This window comes from Burkholderia latens, from assembly GCF_902499045.1.
Classification (GTDB): Bacteria; Pseudomonadota; Gammaproteobacteria; order Burkholderiales; family Burkholderiaceae; genus Burkholderia; species Burkholderia latens.
This window is the reverse complement of the sequence record NZ_CABVPL010000026.1, coordinates 1-18,951: the sequence shown is the minus strand read 5'-3', so window position 1 is coordinate 18,951 and position 18,951 is coordinate 1. Positions and strand designations below refer to the sequence as shown.

The 18,951-nt window shown below is 66.8% G+C and carries 15 protein-coding genes; 11 read left to right on the top strand and 4 right to left on the bottom strand.

Features of this window, described 5'->3' with window-relative positions:
* Nucleotides 1–181 precede the first annotated feature (181 nt).
* From argB to slmA, 3 genes are read left to right on the top strand one after another with little or no spacing between them, the layout of a single operon-like run.
* Nucleotides 182–1,081 carry an acetylglutamate kinase gene (gene argB / locus BSE24067_RS18325; protein WP_006490510.1) on the top strand — a complete coding sequence of 300 codons (900 nt, stop codon included), beginning with the start codon at nucleotides 182–184 and terminating at the stop codon, nucleotides 1,079–1,081.
* Complete coding sequence (locus BSE24067_RS18320) at nucleotides 1,078–1,869, top strand: pyrimidine 5'-nucleotidase (protein WP_151064509.1); 792 nt, start codon at nucleotides 1,078–1,080, stop codon at nucleotides 1,867–1,869. The genes argB and BSE24067_RS18320 overlap by 4 nt, the downstream gene beginning before the upstream one ends.
* Nucleotides 1,836–2,495, top strand: a complete 660-nt coding sequence (gene slmA / locus BSE24067_RS18315) for a nucleoid occlusion factor SlmA (protein ID WP_151064510.1) — start codon at nucleotides 1,836–1,838, stop codon at nucleotides 2,493–2,495. Before BSE24067_RS18320 ends, slmA begins: the two co-directional genes overlap by 34 nt.
* Nucleotides 2,496–2,570: 75 nt before the next feature.
* On the opposite strand, the gene tssH is transcribed toward slmA, so the two are convergent.
* Nucleotides 2,571–5,246 carry a type VI secretion system ATPase TssH gene (gene tssH / locus BSE24067_RS18310; protein ID WP_151064511.1) on the bottom strand — a complete coding sequence of 892 codons (2,676 nt, stop codon included), beginning with the start codon at nucleotides 5,244–5,246 and terminating at the stop codon, nucleotides 2,571–2,573.
* Between the two features lie 520 nt (nucleotides 5,247–5,766).
* On the opposite strand from tssH, the gene BSE24067_RS18305 reads away from it, so the two are divergent.
* Genes BSE24067_RS18305 through BSE24067_RS18270 form a run of 8 tightly spaced genes read left to right on the top strand, consistent with a single transcriptional unit; the run spans nucleotide 5,767 to nucleotide 14,604 of the window.
* Nucleotides 5,767–6,789 carry a TagK domain-containing protein gene (locus BSE24067_RS18305; protein WP_151064512.1) on the top strand — a complete coding sequence of 341 codons (1,023 nt, stop codon included), beginning with the start codon at nucleotides 5,767–5,769 and terminating at the stop codon, nucleotides 6,787–6,789.
* Nucleotides 6,770–7,630, top strand: coding sequence for a type VI secretion system accessory protein TagJ (locus tag BSE24067_RS18300; protein WP_151064513.1), 861 nt, complete (start codon nucleotides 6,770–6,772; stop codon nucleotides 7,628–7,630). The genes BSE24067_RS18305 and BSE24067_RS18300 overlap by 20 nt, the downstream gene beginning before the upstream one ends.
* The gene (gene tssE, locus BSE24067_RS18295) at nucleotides 7,614–8,135 is read left to right on the top strand and encodes a type VI secretion system baseplate subunit TssE (protein ID WP_151064514.1); all 522 of its coding nucleotides are present in this window, start codon (nucleotides 7,614–7,616) and stop codon (nucleotides 8,133–8,135) included. Before BSE24067_RS18300 ends, tssE begins: the two co-directional genes overlap by 17 nt.
* A gap of 1 nt (nucleotide 8,136) precedes the next feature.
* Nucleotides 8,137–10,017, top strand: a complete 1,881-nt coding sequence (tssF, locus tag BSE24067_RS18290) for a type VI secretion system baseplate subunit TssF (RefSeq protein ID WP_151064515.1) — start codon at nucleotides 8,137–8,139, stop codon at nucleotides 10,015–10,017.
* A gap of 3 nt (nucleotides 10,018–10,020) precedes the next feature.
* A complete protein-coding gene (gene tssG, locus BSE24067_RS18285) occupies nucleotides 10,021–11,082 on the top strand; it encodes a type VI secretion system baseplate subunit TssG (RefSeq protein ID WP_151064516.1) in 1,062 nt (353 codons plus the stop codon).
* Nucleotides 11,079–12,137, top strand: a complete 1,059-nt coding sequence (locus BSE24067_RS18280; RefSeq protein ID WP_151064517.1) for a type VI secretion system protein TssA — start codon at nucleotides 11,079–11,081, stop codon at nucleotides 12,135–12,137. The genes tssG and BSE24067_RS18280 overlap by 4 nt, the downstream gene beginning before the upstream one ends.
* Nucleotides 12,138–12,175: 38 nt before the next feature.
* Complete coding sequence (locus BSE24067_RS18275) at nucleotides 12,176–13,210, top strand: fimbrial protein (RefSeq protein ID WP_170297459.1); 1,035 nt, start codon at nucleotides 12,176–12,178, stop codon at nucleotides 13,208–13,210.
* A 38-nt stretch (nucleotides 13,211–13,248) separates the two neighbouring features.
* Nucleotides 13,249–14,604 carry a GlcNAc-transferase family protein gene (locus BSE24067_RS18270; RefSeq protein WP_151064518.1) on the top strand — a complete coding sequence of 452 codons (1,356 nt, stop codon included), beginning with the start codon at nucleotides 13,249–13,251 and terminating at the stop codon, nucleotides 14,602–14,604.
* 114 nt (nucleotides 14,605–14,718) lie between these two features.
* Here the strand turns inward: BSE24067_RS18270 and BSE24067_RS18265 are convergent, their stop codons facing one another.
* From BSE24067_RS18265 to BSE24067_RS18255, 3 genes are all read right to left on the bottom strand, one after another.
* Nucleotides 14,719–18,168 carry a DUF6531 domain-containing protein gene (locus BSE24067_RS18265; protein WP_151064519.1) on the bottom strand — a complete coding sequence of 1,150 codons (3,450 nt, stop codon included), beginning with the start codon at nucleotides 18,166–18,168 and terminating at the stop codon, nucleotides 14,719–14,721.
* A 20-nt stretch (nucleotides 18,169–18,188) separates the two neighbouring features.
* Nucleotides 18,189–18,455, bottom strand: a complete 267-nt coding sequence (locus BSE24067_RS18260; RefSeq protein WP_151064520.1) for a PAAR domain-containing protein — start codon at nucleotides 18,453–18,455, stop codon at nucleotides 18,189–18,191.
* A partial coding sequence (locus BSE24067_RS18255; protein ID WP_174904817.1) for a hypothetical protein occupies nucleotides 18,427–18,951 on the bottom strand: 525 nt, incomplete at its 5' end. The genes BSE24067_RS18260 and BSE24067_RS18255, both read right to left, overlap by 29 nt.

Sequence of the window (18,951 nt, the reverse complement as noted above, 5' to 3'; positions counted from 1 at the left end):
TGCGCAGCGCGCGCTGCGCCCGCATCGTCCGCGCGAGGTGCGACGCCATCGCCGGCGGGCCGCCGCGCAAGGCGCACGGCGCGCGGAGCCCGCCGTCCGGCCGGTCCAAAAACCGATGCTGCGCTGCGCCACTCCTGTACAATTCGCCCTGTTTCAACCGTTCCCAGCCAGAGCCGCCGCCATGTCCGAGCCCATCGACCTCTCGCAGATCGCCCCCACGCTGAAAGCAGAAATCCTCGCCGAGGCGCTGCCGTACATCCGCCGCTACCACGGCAAGACCGTGGTGATCAAATACGGCGGCAACGCGATGACGGAAGAGCGGCTCAAGCAGGGTTTCGCGCGCGACGTGATCCTGCTGAAACTGGTCGGCATCAACCCGGTGATCGTCCACGGCGGCGGTCCGCAGATCGATCACGCACTGAAGAAGATCGGCAAGGCCGGCACCTTCATCCAGGGCATGCGCGTGACCGACGAAGAGACGATGGAAGTCGTCGAGTGGGTGCTGGGCGGCGAAGTGCAGCAGGACATCGTGATGCTGATCAACCACTTCGGCGGCCACGCGGTGGGCCTGACGGGCAAGGACGGCGGCCTGATCCACGCGCGCAAGCTGCTGATGCCGGATCGCGACAACCCGGGCCAGTACATCGACATCGGCCAGGTCGGCGAGGTTGAGGCGATCAACCCGGCGGTCGTGAAGGCGCTGCAGGACGACGCGTTCATCCCGGTGATCTCGCCGATCGGCTTCGGCGAAGACGGCCTGTCGTACAACATCAACGCGGATCTGGTCGCGGGCAAGCTCGCCACGGTGCTGAACGCCGAGAAGCTGCTGATGATGACCAACATCCCCGGCGTGATGGACAAGGACGGCAACCTGCTGACCGACCTGTCCGCGCGCGAGATCGACGCGCTGTTCGAGGACGGCACGATCTCGGGCGGCATGCTGCCGAAGATCTCGTCGGCGCTCGACGCGGCGAAGAGCGGCGTGAAATCGGTGCACATCGTCGACGGCCGCATCGAACATTCGGTGCTGCTCGAAATCCTGACCGAGCAGCCGTTCGGCACGATGATCCGCTCGCATTGAGCGCGCGCCGCCAGCCCTCCCGCCCCGACCTGCCGGCGTCATTGCGACGCCGGCGCATCTCCCGTAGCCGGCCGCGCGCCGGCGCACCCGTCTGGCTGTTCGATCTCGACAACACGCTTCACCACGCATCGCACGCGATCTTTCCGGAGATCAACCGCGCGATGACGCAGTACATCATCGATGCGCTGCAGATCGGGCGCGCCGAAGCCGACCGTCTGCGCACCGGCTACACGCAGCGCTACGGCGCCGCGCTCCTCGGTCTCGCGCGCCATCATCCGATCGATCCGCACGACTTCCTGCGCGTCGTCCACACGTTTTCCGACCTGCCCGCGATGCTGCGCGCCGAGCGCGGCCTCGCGCGCATCGTCGCGTCGCTGCCGGGCCGCAAGTTCGTGCTGACCAACGCGCCGGAAAACTATGCGCGCGCGGTATTGCGCGAGCTGCACATCGAGCGGCTGTTCGAGCGCGTGATCGCGATCGAGCACATGCGCGACCGCCGCACGTGGCGCGCGAAGCCCGACCACACGATGCTGCGCCGGACGCTGCGCGCCGCGCACGCGCGGCTCGCCGACGCGATCCTCGTCGAAGATACGCGCAGCCATCTGAAGCGCTACAAGCGGCTCGGCATCGGCACGGTCTGGATCACCGGCCACCTGCCGGGCCATCTGCCGAACATCGGCCGGCCGCATTATGTCGACCAGCGCATTCGTTCGTTAAAATCGCTGCGACTGGGCACACGATCGGGGCGACAAAAATGCAGCCGACTTACCCGCAGGACCAAGCCGTAACGGAAGACCGGGCCACGCCGTCCCGCTCCCGCCCGAAGCCGGGCGAGCGGCGCGTGATGATCCTGCAGACGCTCGCCGCGATGCTCGAGGCGCCGAAGCCCGAGAAAATCACGACGGCCGCGCTCGCGGCGCGGCTCGACGTGTCGGAAGCCGCGCTGTACCGGCACTTCTCCAGCAAGGCGAAGATGTACGAAGGGCTGATCGAGTTCATCGAGCAGGCGCTGTTCGGGCTCGTCAACCAGATCGTCGCGAAGGAGCCGAACGGCGTGCTGCAGGCACGCACGATCGCGCTGACGATGCTCAATTTCGCCGCGAAGAACCCGGGCATGACGCGCGTGCTGACCGGCGAGGCGCTGGTCGGCGAAGACGAGCGCCTCGCCGAGCGCGTCGAGCAAATGCTCGAGCGAATCGAGGCATCGCTCAGGCAATCGCTGCGGCTCGCGCGGCTCGGCGCGAGCGACGGACCGGCCGCAACGGCGCCGCTGCCGAGCGATTACGACCCGGCGATGCGCGCCAGCCTCGTCGTCAGCTACGTGCTCGGTCGCTGGCACCGATTCGCGAAAAGCGGTTTCGGCAAATCACCGACCGAATACGCGGATGCGCAACTGCGGCTGATCCTGCAATAGGCGGCGACGCGCACGCACGATACGCGGCGCGAGCCGCCGCATCGTGCGTGCGCGTCGCATCAGGCCGCACCGGCATCAGCCATCCGCGTGCGCGTGCGCGTAGGATGCGCGGAACATGAAGGCCTCCGAGGGCACCGCACCCGCGTCGACCACGTCGAGGTCGACGCGGACGAGCGTGCGCTGCGACGCCAACGCATCGAGCCACTGCGCGGCGAGCCGCGGCAGCACGTGCTGCTCGATGAAGCCGATCAACAGGCGCGCGCCCGTTTCCTGGACGAGACAGCGCTCGACGATGTAGTCGAGCACGGCCGGCGCATAGGCGAACGCCACGCCGTGTCCGTCGGCCATGCGCGTCACGACACGATCCAGGTGCAGCCGCACGATTTGCGCGAGCGCCGCCTGTGCGAGCGGCCTGTACGGCACCACGGTCACTCGGCCGAGGAACGCGGCCGGGAACGTTTTCAGCAACGCAGGCCCGAGCGCCGCGCACAGCGCGTCCGCGCGCGGCGCAAGCGCCTCGTCGGAACACAGGCTCGCGATCAGCTCGGAGCCCGTGTTGCTCGTCAACAGGATCGTGGTGTTGCGGAAATCGATGTAGCGCCCGTCGCCGTCTTCCATGTAGCCCTTGTCGAACACCTGGAAGAACATTTCGTGCACATCGGGATGCGCCTTCTCGATCTCGTCGAGCAGCACCACCGAGTACGGCCGGCGCCGCACCGCCTCGGTCAGGACGCCGCCCTCGCCGTAGCCGACGTAGCCGGGCGGCGCGCCCTTCAGCCCGGACACCGTGTGGGCTTCCTGATACTCGCTCATGTTGATCGTGATCAGGTTCTGCTCACCGCCGTACAGCGCTTCGGCCAGCGCCAGCGCCGTCTCGGTCTTGCCCACGCCGGACGGGCCGGCCAGCATGAACACGCCCAGCGGTTTCTTCGGATCCGTCAGCCCCGCGCGCGCGGTCTGCACGCGCTCGCCGATCTGTTGCAGCGCGTCCGGCTGACCGATCACGCGCGCGGCGAGCGTATCGGGCAGCGTGCGCACCGCGGCAACCTCGTCGGTCACCATCCGGCGCACCGGAATGCCGGTCCAGTCGGACACGATCGCCGCGACGATCGCCTCGTTCACCTCGGGGAAAACGAACGCCGCCTCGCCCTGGCACTCCGCGAGCGCACGCTCGAGCGCCTGCAGCCGGTCGGCCGGCACGCTGTCCGCGGCGTCGCGCACCGCCTCCCGCGCGCTCAGCAGCGCTTGCGCGGCCTCGGCCTGCGCGCGCCACCGTGCGTCGACGTTCGCGGCCTCGCGCTCCAGCTCGACGATGCGCGCCTGCGTGCGGGCCAGCGCGTCCGTGTCGCCCAAGCCGATGCTTCGCTCCTGGTCGAGCAGGTCGCGTTCGACCTGCGCCGCCTGCAGACGCTGGCGCACGTTCTGCAGTTCGCGCGGCGGCGCGTGCTGCGACAGCGCCACGCGCGCGCAGGCGGTGTCGAGCAGACTGATCGCCTTGTCCGGCAGTTGCCGCGACGGGATGTACCGATGCGACAGCGTGACCGCCGCGCGAATCGCCTCGTCGAGCACGACGACACCGTGATGCCGCGAGAAGGTGCGCGCGAGCCCGCGCACCATGTCGATCGCCGCCGGCTCCTCGGGCTCCGGCACCTGGAGCACCTGGAAACGCCGCGTCAGCGCCGGATCCTTTTCGATATGGCGCTTGTACTCGGCCCAGGTCGTCGCGCCGATCGTCCGCAGCGTGCCGCGCGCGAGCGCCGGCTTCAGCAGGTTTGCCGCGTCGCCCGTGCCGGCCTGGCCGCCCGCACCGATCAGCGTGTGAATCTCGTCGACGAACAGAATGACCGGCACCGCCGACTTCGTCGCCGCCTCGAGCACGCCCTTGAGGCGCGCCTCGAACTCGCCTTTCATGCTCGCGCCGGCGAGCAATGCGCCGACGTCGAGACTCAGCAGACGCACGTCGGCCAGCTTCGGCGGCACGTCGCCGTCGACGATCGCGCGCGCGAGCCCTTCGACCACGGCCGTCTTGCCGACGCCCGCCTCGCCTGTCAGCAACGGATTGTTTTGACGCCGGCGCAACAGCACATCGATCATCGTGCGGATCTCGAGCTCGCGGCCGACGACCGGATCGATGTCGCCGGCGCGCGCGCGCGCGGTCAGATCGCTGCAGTACTGCTCGAGCGGCGAGCCGCCGGCCGCCGCGGGCGAAAGCGCGCCGGCCGCCTCGCCGGGCACCGCGCCGCCGAAATCGGTCCCGTCATACGGCGCATCCGCCGCTTCCGGCGAGCCGTCGATCCATGCGGGCAGCATCTCGCCCAGATTCTCGACCGGGATCTTGCCGAACGCCGGGGAGATCGACAGCAGCACACGACGCAGTTCGGGCGTCCTGACGAGCGCGGCGACGAGCCATGCGCCGCGGATCCGGCGGTCGCCGAAATCCAGCGAAGCCAGCACCCATGCGCGCTCGACGGCTGTTTCGACGTGGTGCGAGAAATCGCTGATGGAACTCGCGCCGGCCGGCAGCGCGGCCAGCGCGCGCAGCACGTCCCGATCGAGCGCGTCGGTATCGACATCGCAGTGCCGGATGATCCGCTGGAGGTCGCCGTCGGGCGCCTGCAGCAGCTGGTGCAGCCAATGCACCAGTTCGACGTAGGGGTTGCCGCGCAGCTTGCAGAAAGTCGTGGCGGATTCGACGCTTCGGAATAGCGAATGCCCGAGTTTGCCGAATAAGGCCTGCCTTGAAATTGTCATGAGATCGATCTGGAAATAGAGGGCGCCGAAAATTCGGGCAACGCGAGTGCCGCGATGCCCGCCCATCGCCGTGAATACCAAATAAAAACCGCCAACGTTACCCCTCACACCACTCAAGAATCAATCGGACAAGTATTATTTTTATCGCGCTACGACAAGAAAACCTGACTGCATCGTCTGGTCCCCGAAGTACTGCCCGAGCTGCCTCTAACGCCGTCCGGAACGGCTCGAACGGCCGCGACCATACGTGCGACGACACCGGCGCGACCGTACGCGCACGCCCTCTTCGCGGCGTTGCACGAAACCGTTCTCCGTATATTTAGAACAATTCCGATATACCTCAAAACGGTCACACGATAGTATTCCCGTTTAAACCATCGATCACGCTTTTTGCCTGACCGGCACCCGGCAATTATCTCGAATTAATCCGTCACGAGCTCGATCTTTATCTCTAATTAATCCGGCAGGTGCGCGATGCCGCTGCACCGCTGAAACCGTCGCTTTTTACTGGCCAACCGTTATGTCGAAAATCAGCAATAACGCGGCTTTCGCGCCCGGCTGCACGCCGGCTGCCCCCGCACCTGCCGATTCGGCCGCGCCGCCGTTCGCGAAGCTCGTCCGGCGGGGCGGCCGCGCGCCGGGCGCGCCGGTGCAGCACGCGATCGGCACGGACCGCTGTGCGTACTGGACGTCGTCCGGCGTGTTCGCTTCGTCGCCGGATGACGCAAATCCGCACGCCGAGCACGTCGTCTTCTTCATCGACGCCGATGACCGCATCAAGGTGGAGAACCAATGCGAAACGCTCGCGTGCCGCGTCGGCGCCATCCTCGTGCCGCGGCATCGCGCATGCGAGGTTCCGTTCGGCGCGACGGTCACGGTCGGTGTCGACGAGTTGACCGTCGGCCTGCCGTCGTCCGCGGTCGAGCAGGACGGCGCGCCGGCGCCCGTCGACCTGATCGCGCTGGGCAATGCGCTGCCGCGCAGCGAACCGGCCGGCTTCGCCGATCTGACGGCGCTGGCGGGCACGCAATCGAACGGCGACACGCCGCTCACCGTGCTGGACGAAGAGCCGCTCGGCGCGGTCGCACCGGTCTCGCCCGACCTCGACAGCGACGATCCGCTCGACGCGCTGCTTGCCGAATACCGGCAGGCGCTGATCCATCGCGGCCGCTCCGCCACACTCGCTTTGAAGGAAATAGAACCGGCGCAGATCGCCGTCCCGCTGCCGCCTGATCCATTCCTCGATACCGAGCGCTATCGCACCGGCTCGCTGTTGAACGATCTGCTCGACACGCGCGCGCAAATCGATCTTGTGCTCGGCGACATGAACCCGTTTCTGTCCGAACAGTTTTTCGTCGACGATGCGCGCCACGACGTCCTGCAACTGCTCGCGCCCGCGCAACGGCGGCGTCCGCACTTTCCGGCGGCGGCGCTGCTCGCGCGTCGCGAGCATCACCTGATCAGCGTCGACAGCCACTTCCCGATGCTGACCACCTTCACCGACACTTCAACGACCGAACAACATGACGATGAACACCCCTGATACCGCCACGCCAGCCACAGGCCACCCGGCGGTGCAGAACCTGCTGCAGACCGAGTCGCTCGACGCGCTGAAAGCGCAAACCATCGAAGCGGTGCGTCAGCGGCCGTCCGATCCGTCGGAACGCTGGCTGTTGTTCCAGCTGCTTTGCATCGACGGCGACTGGGAGCGCGCGCTCAGGCAGTTGCAAACCTGGGCGACGCTCGAGCCCGAAGGCACCGCACGCGCTCAGTTGCATCGCGGCCTCATCGAAAGCGAGATGTTTCGCACGGAGGTATTCGCCGGCACGCGCACGCCGGGCTTCGTCGACGAAGCCATGCCCGCGTGGATCGACCAGTTGCTGCAGGCGAATGTCCGGCTCGGCGCCGGCGACGTTGCGGGCGCCGACGCATTGCGCGAGGCCGCGCTCGACGCGGCGCCGGCCAGTCGTGGCGAAAGCGCCGAAATGGGTGACTTCGCGTGGCTGACCGACAGCGACACGCGGCTCGGCCCCGTTTGCGAAATGGCCGTGGCAGGCGGCTACCGGTGGATTCCGTTCGCCCGCATCAAGTCGGTCACGCTCACCCCGATCGGCACGCTCACCGATCTCGTATGGCGGCCCGCCACGCTGATCCTGCGCGATGCCACGGTTCTCAGGGGCTATGTGCCGACTCGCTACCCGGGCTCGGAACACGGCCCCGCCGCCGTCCGGCTCGCACGCGAAACCCGCTGGCAGGACATTGGCGAAACCAACGTGATCGCCCTCGGACAAAAAACCTGGACGACCAACCGCGGCGACTGGGGCCTGCTGGATATCGGCGGCTGCCGCTTCACGGATGAAGACGCAGATGGCACGTCATCCTGACGATCAGCACCGGCCTGCGTACCTGCCGTCCTTGCTCGACCGGCTGCAGGACGACGCGCCGCACGCTCGCCACGAAGTCGCGCGCGCGTATGCGCCGAACGGCGAAGGCATGCGCCGGATCATCCAGCGCGATCTCGCGCTGCTGCTCAACGCGACCAACCTCGACGGCGAGCTCGACTCCGCACGCTACCCGCAGGCCGCCGCGTCCGTCGTCAATTACGGCGTGCCGCCGTTGTCGGGAAGCTATCTGAGCGACCGGAATTGGGAAACGATCGAGACACTCGTCAAGACCGCGATCGTCCGTTTCGAACCGCGCCTGCTCCCCGATTCGATCGCGATCCGGCCCGTCGCGGGGCGCGAAGCCGCCAGTTACAACAAGCTGACGTTCGAGATTCGCGGGCTGATGCAATGGTCGCCGTACCCCCTCGAGTTCCTGATCCAAAGCACCTTCGATATCGAATCGAACAAGGTGACGCTCGATCCGGGCGCTCGCATCGAACATTGATATGGATCCCAGATTTCTCGACCACTACAATCGCGAACTGACCTACATGCGCGAGCTGTCGGCAGAGTTCGCCGCGCAGCACCCGAAAATCGCCCGTCGGCTCGGCATGCACGGCATCGAAACGGCCGATCCTTACGTGGAGCGGATGATCGAGGCGTTCTGCTTCATGTCGGCCCGTACCCAGCTCAAGCTCGACGCCGAATTCCCGCGCTTCACGCAACGCCTGCTCGAGGTCGTGTATCCGAACTACGTTGCGCCGACGCCGTCGATGGCCGTGGCGAAGCTGCGCCCCAGCCTGCGGGAAGGCAACTTCAGCAGAGGTTTCACGGTGCCGCGGCACAGCGTATTGCGCTCGTCGATCCCGCCGGGCGAACGGACCGCCTGCGAGTTCCGCAGCGGTCACGAAATCACGCTTTGGCCGATCGAGATCGTCGACGCGAAGCTGACCGCCGTGCCACCGGACCTTCCCGATCTGCAGCGCACGCTGATGCCGCACATGCGGCTGCGCGGCGCGCTCCGGTTGCGGCTGCGCACGGTCGGCGAAATCAAGTTCTCGCAGATCACCGGCCTCGACCGGCTGTCGCTCTACATCGGCGGCGACGAGCGGATAGCGTCGCATCTGTTCGAACTGGTCCATGCCGGCGGCATCGCGTCGGTCGTGCGCGCACACGGCGCCACCCGCGACGACTGCACGGTCGTCCCGAAGAATCCGGTCGATTTCGAGGGCCTGCGCCCCGACCAGAGCCTGTTGCCGCAAATGTGGAATACGTTCCATGGGCACAATCTGCTGCATGAGTACTTCACGTGCCGGCAGCGCTTCTATTTCTTCGCGCTGACGCAGTTGCAGGCCGGTCTTTCGAAGATCGACGGCAACGAAGCGGAAATCGTGCTGCTGCTCGACCGGCTGCCCGACGAGCTGACGGCCCATGTCGATGCGACGAGCTTCCAGTTGTTCTGCACGCCGATCATCAACCTGTTTCCGCGCCGCACCGACCGCATCGAGATCAACCGGGCGCTGACCGCGTTCCATCTGATCCCGGATCGCAGCCGTCCGCTCGACTATGAAGTCTTCTCGGTATCGCGGGTGTTCGGCCAGAAAGCCGAAACGTCGACCGAAGTGACGTTCAATCCGCTGTACCAGACGCTGCACAGCGACATCGGCAATTACGGGCGCTACTTTTCGATCCTGCGCGAGCCGCGCACGATGTCGGCCAACGCACGCAAATACGGCACGCGCAGCGAGTACGTCGGCACCGAGGTATTCCTGTCGCTCGTCGACCAGGCCGAAGCGCCTTACGACGACGCGATCCGCTATCTGTCCGTCGACGCGTGGCTCACCAATCGCGACCTGCCGCGCCTGATTCCGCGCAACGGGTTCAGCGACCTCACGATGCAGGACTCGGTGCCGATCGAAGGCGTGAGTCTCGTGCATCCGCCGAGCACGCCGCGCGAACCGTACGCGACCAGCGAGACCGCGTGGCGGCTGATTCGCCAGTTGAGCTTCAACTACATGCCGCTCGCGGAGCTCGATCATCGCGACGGCGGCCAGGCGCTGCGCAACATGCTGCGGCTGTTCGTCGGGACGAGCGAGCACGAACAGCGCACGCAGATCGAAAGCCTCGTCGGCGCACGCACCGAACCGGTCGTTCGACGCCTGCCGGGCCACGGGTTGCTCGTCTACGGGCGCGGCGTACGTTGCGAGCTGACCGTCGACGAGACCGGCTTCTCCGGCGTGAGCCCCTATCTGTTCGGCCTCGTGCTCGAGCAGTACCTGGCGCGGCACGTATCGATCAATGTGTTTACCGAGACGGAGCTGCGCTCGATGCAGCGCGGTGTCGTGACACGCTGGAAGCCGCGCATGGGCGGACGGGGAGCGGTATAGCCGATGGATATATTCGACTCGGTGCCGGTCGACGACGGCTCGCCGTTGCACCCCGACTCGCTGCGCGTGTGGTTCGACGAGCGCACGCCGTGGCAGGCGGGCTTCCTGAGCCTGCTGCGCGCGATCAGCGCGCGCGATGCAGGTCAGCCGCTTCCCGGCACCGCACGCCTGCCGAGGCAGGAGCCTTTCCGCGTCGGCCAGCAACCTTCGATGGCGTTCGCGCCGCGCGAAGTCGCGGCGCTCGACGTGCAGGGCGGCCGCCTCGACGTCCGGCTGTTCGGGCTCGGACTGTGGGGGCCGCAAGGCCCGCTGCCGCTGCACATGACGGAGCTTGCGTATAGCCGTGCGGAGAGCCATCAGGACAAGACGCTCATTGCATTCGCGAACCTGTTTCATCACCGTGCGCTCACGCTGTTCTACCGGGCGTGGGCGTCGGCGCAGGCGACCGTCTCGCTCGACCGCCCGTCGCAAGAGACCTTCTCGTTCTATATCGGCAGCCTGATGGGCACCGACCCGGCCGAAGCCGCGCGCACGCACCCGCCGCCGCATGCGCGCTATGCGGCCTCGGCGCATCTGGTGCGCGAGGCGCGCAATCCGGACGGCTTGGCCGCGACGCTGTCCCATTACTTCGGCGTACCTGTGGCCGTCGACGAATTCGTGCCGCACTGGATCCAGATCGCCGGCCCGGAGCGCTGCCTGCTCGGCGCGCCCGCACCGTCGACGATCATGGGCGAGGGTGCGCTGCTCGGCGACATGATCCCCGATTGCCAGCACAAGTTCCGTCTCGTGATCGGGCCGCTCGATCTCGACCAATACCTGCGTCTGACGCCGCATGGCGACGATCTGCCGACGCTGGTCGACTGGGTTCGCGCGTTCGTCGGTCTCGAATACGACTGGGAAATCAAGCTGCTCGTCAAACCGCGCGCCGCGCCGCCCGCGCGAGCCGACACCTCGCATCGGCTTGGCTATTCGACCTGGCTGGGCCAATCGCTGGACGACAAGCCGGTCGTCGGCATGGTGTTCGAGCCGGAGAAATACTGCGATCAACTGGAGAATCCAGCATGAATGCTCCCGCACACGACGCGCTCGCGCGTTATATCGACCTTCTCGAACCCGTGTCGGCCGACGATCCTTGCGGCCCCGACCTCGAATACGATCCGGCGTTCGTGATGCTGCAAGCAGCCGTCGCGCCGCGTGCCGACGCGCAATACGGCGACTTCGTCGATGCGCCGCAGCAGGCAAACTGGGCAGAAGCCGAGCGCGATTGCCGCGCGCTGCTGCTGCGCACGAAGGACCTGCGTCTGCTCACGATCCTGATCCGCTGCCGGATCCGTCAAAGCGGCGCCGAAGGGCTGCGCGACGGCGTCGCGGTGCTGCTGCAGATGCTCGAGCGCTACGGCGAGGCGTTGCATCCGACGCCGATGCTCGATGGCGAGCGCGATCCGCTCGTCTACTCGAACGCGATCGCCGCGCTCGCCGACGCCGACGCGGCGCTGGCTGATGCCCGCGACATCCGGCTGCCGAAGACCGCCGGCCTGCAACTGCAGCTGCGCGACATCGAGAAAGCGTTCGCGGTCCCGCGCGCGAAGGACGCGCTCGCGCCGGAATCGGCAAGCCGGCTGCTCAGCGAACTGTGGAACAGGCGCGACGCCGCGATCGTTGCGCTGGCGGATGCGCAGCGCGCCGTCACCGAGATCGTTGCGCGCACACGCGACACGCTGCAGGCGGATGCGCCGGACCTCGATGGCATCGTGAAACTGCTGCAGCCTTTCGCGCAGACGGCCCTCGACATGGGCCGGGCACCGGCAGCCGCAAGTTCGTCCGACGCGCCGGCCGAGCCGGATTCGGCGCCGGACACGACTGTATGCACGCCCGCCGAACCGGCACCGCCCGAAACCGCGGCCGCGGCCAGGACCACGCGCGACCCGCGCCCGATGGATCGCTGGAGCGCGCTCGCGGCGATTCAGGAAACGCGTCTGTGGTTCGAGCAAAACGAGCCGAGCAGCCCTGTCGTCGTGCTGCTCCGGCAATCCGAACGAATGGTCGGCAAGCGCTTTTCGGAGCTGGCGAACGTCATCCCGGCCGAGCTTCTCGCGCAGTGGGACGCCATCGACGTCTGAGCGCCCCGCCCCCCTCATCGTCTTCAGCGCATGGTCAAATGATGAAAAAAAACCGAGTTATCCTCGCTGCCGCGTGTCTGCTCGCCGCGTCGCCGGCCGTGCTGGCGGCGTGTCGGCCGATTACCCAGGAGGAGTCGGCGAGGTGGGCCGCAACCCGGCCCATGCCGAACCAGATATTGACGACGTTCAACATCAGCTTTCCGGCCGGGGTCGTCGACGTCGACCCCGATCTGCCGATCGGCAGCCCGCTCGTCAGCGGTGAGTCCGCCCCCACGCCCGAGATGATTTTCATCGCCTGCGATCCGCCGACCGGCAAGATCAACGTGGACTTCATGACGCCTCCCCCGCTTTCGTCGCTCGGCGGCAAGATTTACGATACCAACGTGCCAGGCGTCGGGTTTCGGCTCAACTACGTTCGCGCGAGCGGCAGCACCAGCGTCGTGCCTTACACGAACAACTGGACGGAAGATCCGTCCACCCCGGGCACGCAGCCGGTCAACTACGGCAACGGCGCAAGATACAGGATCGATCTGGTCAAGACCAGTAACGATATCCCGAGCTTTTCGACGACAAGCTTTGGCCATGTCGCGCGAACCTATGGCGACGGCAATCCTGGTGTGGCCGTCACCAACATCTACTCCGGCAACGTGTCGCTCCGGGTGTTGCCGAGCTGCCGCGTCGACAGCAGCACGCTGAACGTCGACTTCGGTCAGTTCGGCCCCTATGACGTTTCGCAGACGACCGGCCCGACGCGCCCCGTGAACTTCCGGGTGCTCTGCTCGGGCCCGACGCCCCCGGCGTCGATCACCGCCACGCTGAGCGCGCCCAGGGACTCGGAGAACCCGGCGCTGATCCAGAACACTGGCGCCCAGCACCTCGCGATCCGCCTGCGCGACAAGACGACCGGCACGCTGCTCAAACCCGGCGACGCGAACAGCATGCTCGTCCAGAAGCCGGGCGGTGCGATGGAGTCGGGCTTCGATCTCGAAGCCACAGTGCTGCGCGTCGGTAATCAACTGCCCACCACGGGCAAGATCGACGCGACCTCCGTCATCACGCTGAACATCCTCTAACTTCCCGAACGGATTCACGAAACCGACCTATCGCCACCATGGAACGCACCATTTTCGTCCAGATCGCCAGCTATCGCGATCCGCAGTTGATCCCGACGCTGCTCGACCTGATCGAGCGCGCCACCCGACCCGACCAGCTCCGCATCGTCGTGTGCTGGCAGCATGCACTGGACGAGACCATCGGCGCCTTTTTCGCGCACGGCTTCTCGCGTTGGCACGCGCGCCACGATGGCGCGTTTCCGATTCATACGCTGTCCTATCGAGACGCCACAGTCGAGCTGATCGACGTGCCCCATCAGCAGTCGCAGGGCGCGTGCTGGGCGCGCAATCAGATCCAGCAACGGTACCGCGACGAGCGCTACACGCTGCAACTCGATTCTCACCACTACTTCGTCGACGCATGGGACGATCGGGCCATCGCGATGCTCGAGTCGCTGCGCCCGCGCAGCGCGAAGCCGCTCCTTACCACCTACCTGCCAGGCTTCCAGCCCGGCGCGCAGCGCGACACGCTCGCGCATACGCCGACCGGCCTGTATTTCCAGCGCTTCATGCCGGAAGGTGTGCTCTCGCTTCGTTCAGGCTGGCTCGATAACTGGCAGGCGTTGGAAGCGCCCGTCCCCGGCGCGTTCTACAGCGCTCACTTCGCTTTTGCGGACGGGCATTTCGCCGTCGATGTGCGGCATGATCCGAACTACTTCTTTCTCGGCGAGGAAATCTCGATCGCCGTTCGCGCCTTCACGCACGGCTACGATATCTACATCCCGCATCGCGTGCTCGCGTGGCACGAATACACGCGCGCCAGCCGAGTCAAGATATGGGACGATCACACGCCGGAGGCGCAAGCGAGCGGCCTCGTCGCGGAGAACTGGCACGTACGCAACGACCGTTCCCTGGAGCGCAACCGCGCACTGCTCGGCGTGGACGGCGCGTCGTCCGACGGTATCGATTTCGGGCCGTACGGTCTCGGGGCCGAGCGCACGCTCGCACAATACGAAGCCTATGCGGGCATCAGCTTCGCCCACCGCGGCGTGCGGCGGGAAACGCTCGATGGTTTACCGCCAGTGCCCGATACACCGGTGTGCACATCCGACGAAGAATACAAGGCCACGCTGCTGCGCGCGCACGACTTCCGCGTCTGGGCGCATCGGGCCCGGTTCACGGATATCCTGCCGCAGCTCGATCATTTCCGCATGAAGGCCCATGCGCAGGACGGGACGGTGATTCACCACGGCGAAATGCTCGATGCCGGCCAGTTTCACAAGCACATCAAGCGTGAATGGTTCGACACGCATCTGTACTTCGCCACCGGATTCGAACAAGTCCCCGACCATTACACGATCGAACTATTCGACCGCGACGGGACGCTGCTGCGCGCACTCCAACGCTCGATCTAATCGACTTCGGCGCAACGCGTGGCCGCGATACCGGCCGGCGCGGCGGCAACGCCGCCGGCTTCACTGAAATAAGTCGGGGGGCAAGCAGCCCCCCATTTCGTAAGCCGTCCCGCCTCAACGGTCCAGCCACACGAGCCATTCGCCACCCGCCATGACGTCGCACTCGTCGATACCGCCGGTGAACCGTGTCGACAGATCAATCGGCCGGTCCGCACACGATGCGCCGTCAACGTCCGCCTTCGGCCGGCTCAGCGAAACGGCGCAGCCGTTCGGGTTCGCGACGCTCAACGGGCTCGACACATAACGGTACGGGCTCACGCCCGCCGGTGCGGAACGGTCCGGGCCGAGATAACGGCCCGCATCGGGATCGTAGTAGCGCCGGCCATTCAAGTGAAGCCCGGTCTCGTCGTCCAGGTACTGCCCCGCAAACCGCAACGGCTGCCGCACCGGCGTGGCCAGTTGAGTCCACGGTACCACCTGTCCCCATGCCTTGTAACGGCCGCTCCACACGAGCTTGCCCGCCTCGTCGGTCAGCGCGACCGCCGTGCCGGCGAGATCGGTCTGGTAGTAATACACGTGCATCTCGGAAAAGGTGCCGTCGTCCCTGCGCCGCCTGTCCACACAGGCAAGCGGCGCATAACCGACGGCACCGTCCCGCGCCGGCTGATACAGATAAATCCGCACGTTCTCGCCCGTCGTTTCCTGGACGAGGCGCTCGCCATGCCACACAAAGCGCGTGACCTCGGCGTTCTCGTCCGGGCGCAACACCCCGCCCGCGTGCGATTGTCCGACCGATTTACCGACGCGGCGCCCCAGCGCATCGTAGCGGTAACGCACCTCGCCGCGCCGGCTCCGTACGCTCATCAACCGGCCGTCCGCGTCCCACGTGAACGTCTGTTCGTCCGCCGCACCGCGCTTGGCGACAACCTGCCCCCACGCATCGTATTCGTAGCGATAGCCGCGACACTCGCGTAGTCGATGATCGGGATAAACGGCGGGTTGCCATCCGGTGCGCGGCGTCTCGAGCAAGTTGCCCGCCGCATCCCACATGAAATATTCGATGCCGAGCTCGTCCGAGACGACACGCAGCAGGCAGCCGCGACGATCGTAGTCGTAATAGGTCCGGCCGTTGAACCGGTCGTCGACCTGCACGAGATTGCCGGCGGGACTGTAATGAAACTCCCGCCAGAATTCGGCGCTGCCCGGCAACATCTCGTTGTCCGACGTTCGGATCACCGTCATCGCAAACCAGCGCTCGAGCGACGCGCCTGCATAAACGGAACGCAGATACAGTTCCCCTTGGGAGCGCAATAACTGCCGCGTGGCCGCCTCGTAACCGAGCGCGGCGATGCCGCGCATCTCGTCGCCGTGGCCCAGCCCCATGAGCGTGACCATGCCCGCGTCGTCGCGCTCCGATTTCACGATGTGCCCGTCCGGCAGCGTCACGGCAGCGAGCCGCCCGGCGTCGTCATACGCGTAGCGCAGCGCGCCGTGCATGTCGTGTTCCGCCGTCAGACGCCCCGCCGAATCGTATTCGAAGCGGAGCGTGTCGGGCTCGACGCCGATCGCCGCCCCCGCCTCGGTCGGCAGGCAGTGGATCATCCCCAGCTGGCCGTCGCGCACATACGTGTAACGATAGCGGGCATGTTCGGTGTCGCGGCCGACCATCCGGCCGAGCGCATCGTTCGCGAAAGTTTCGATGCGCGTCTGGCCGTCCGACGTCGACGTGATCTGCTGCAGATCGCCCGATGCGGCATAGCTGAACGAGCGCGTCACGCCGTCCGCGTCGACGATCGACGTCAACCGCTCGACCGGGTCCCAGGTCAGGCGCTGAATCCCGCCGTTGCCGGCGACGGTGCGAATTCTGCGGCCATGTGCGTCGAATTCGTGCGTGGTGACGTTCCCTTCTTCATCCACCGCGCTCACCACGCATCCGTACTGGTCGCGATGCCAGTGCCGCGCCTGCCCGTCAACGCCGGTCGACGTGGTCAACTGCCCCGCGGCGTTCCAGATCCGCCGCTCCTGCCGGCCGTCCGGCAGCGTGACGATCAACGGCCGCCCGAGCAGATCCGGCTCGATCTTCGTCACGGCGCCGAGCGGGTCCGTGACGGCCACGACATGTCCGTTACCGTCGCGCCGACAGCTCACCGTGCGCCCCGCGGCGTCGGTCCGCTTCAACAAGAGTCCGCGCCCGTCGTATTCGCGCACGACGGCGCCGCGTTGCTCATGCGTGTCGGTTCGAACCTGGACGCCGTCCTGTTCCGAATACGTGGTCTGAGTCACGCCATCGGACGGCGACTGGAACTGGGTCGGCCGCAATTCATCGTCGCGCTGCCAGAGCCACGTCCGGCCGTCCTGCAGGCGAATGCTCAGCGGCTTACGGCTCGCGAACGCGTAGACCGTCGCGCGTTCGCCGCTCAGCGGCGCCTCCTCACGGGCCGGCCGGCCCAGGTTGTCGTTGACGACGCGCACCTGCCGCTCGCCCGGCAACGTCAGTTCGCACGGCCAGCCCGCGTCGTCGTACTGGAACGCATACCGCCGTCCGTCGAAGTCGATATACGCGAGCACGCGACCCCGTGCATCGTATCGCCAGTGTGCTGTATGGCCGAACACGTCGGCCGCTTGCGTGCTGCGTTCGGCCAGTTCGTACGTGCAGTGCTCGCGCGCGCCGCGGCATGTCGAGCGCTCGACGACGCGCGACGCACCGCCGATCGTCTGCCACGTGTAACGCATGGTCTGCCGAAGCGGACCGATTTCCTCGACCATGCGGCCGCTGTCGTCGTAGGCGAAGCCGCGCACGACATCACCGAGCCGGTTGCGCACCTCGGCCAGCCGGCCGTGCGCGTCGTAGGCGTACCGAACGAGAAAGCCGGTCGGCCCGCCATCGACGCATTCGATGCCGGTCAAGCGTGACTCGTCGCGCCCGTAGTGCATCCGCAGTTCATGCCCGCAGGTGTCGCGCATGCGGAGCAGGCGGCCGCCGTCCCAGATGCAACCCACCCGGCGGCGTCCCAGATCCTCGACATACTTGACGCGTGCGACGCCGTGTTCGTCGAATTCCCCGAAGACGGTGTAGCGCGGCGTCAGATCGGCGACAACGATCCGGTCGTCCGACAGGCGGGCCACATGAAGCTGTTCGGACGAAACGATGATCTGGTAGCCGCGTTCGGGCATCGGCAGCGACACGATGCGCCCCTGCTCATCGATGTAGTCGAGCCGGTTGTCGTCGCGGCGTCGCAGCGTGACGTCCCAGGCAGTACGCCAGCCGATCCCGAGCATGCCGTCAGCGGACAGCGCACTCGAATAGAACCTTGCCCATTCGATCGGCAAACGGCCGGGCAACCTGAAGTCGACTTCGTTTCGCGGCAGGCAAATCTTGTTGCCCGAAACCATGTCGACCGACTCGCAAAGGAGGCCGGACAACGCCCGCTCCACCCCGTGGCGGCCGGCCAAATCGCCCGGCTGTCCGCGATGACGATCGAGGCGCGGCGCGATGTCGAGCGACTCCAGCACCGTGCCCTGCAATCCGGCAAGCACGCCGCCCAACCCTCCAATTCCACTCATTTGAACTCCCTGACCTGTCGTTACCCGCCGATGTACACGTCGCCCGACCCCGACGCGACCGGCGCGCCGCAGGACGTCGAGCATGCAACGAAAGCCGCCGGCGAGCCGTTGATGAAGACGGACCCCGAACCGGTCGCAACCGCTTGGGCCGAACAATGAAGGCCGCAAACCGCGGCGCTACCGACATAGGCGGCCGATATTCCGTTGGTGAACACGTCGCCCGAACCGGTCACGATCGCTCCGCCATGGCCTATCGCGTCACCGACCCTGGCTGCTGGATTGCTCATGGTGATTTCTCTCCCCGTAAAACCCATCACTTTGGTGTCGCCGCCCCCGTGCAGGGTGCGGCGACACACGGTTTAGCCACGAAATCAAAATTCCGATTCGGGTGGCTCTTCGCTCGGCGGCGGCGTTTCGCTCGGCGGCGGCGTCTCGCTTGGCGGCGGCGTTTCGCTTGGCGGCGGCGTCTCGCTTGGCGGTGGCGTTTCGCTCGGCGGCGGCGTCTCGCTCGGCGGCGGCGTCTCGCTTGGCGGCGGCGTCTCGCTCGGCGGCGGCGTCTCGCTTGGCGGCGGCGTCTCGCTTGGCGGTGGCGTTTCGCTCGGCGGTGGCGTCTCGCTTGGCGGCGGCGTCTCGCTTGGCGGCGGCGTTTCGCTTGGCGGCGGCGTCTCGCTCGGCGGTGGCGTCTCGCTCGGCGGTGGCGTTTCGCTCGGCGGTGGCGTCTCGCTCGGCGGTGGCGTCTCGCTTGGCGGCGGCGTCTCGCTTGGTGGCGGCGTCTCGCTTGGC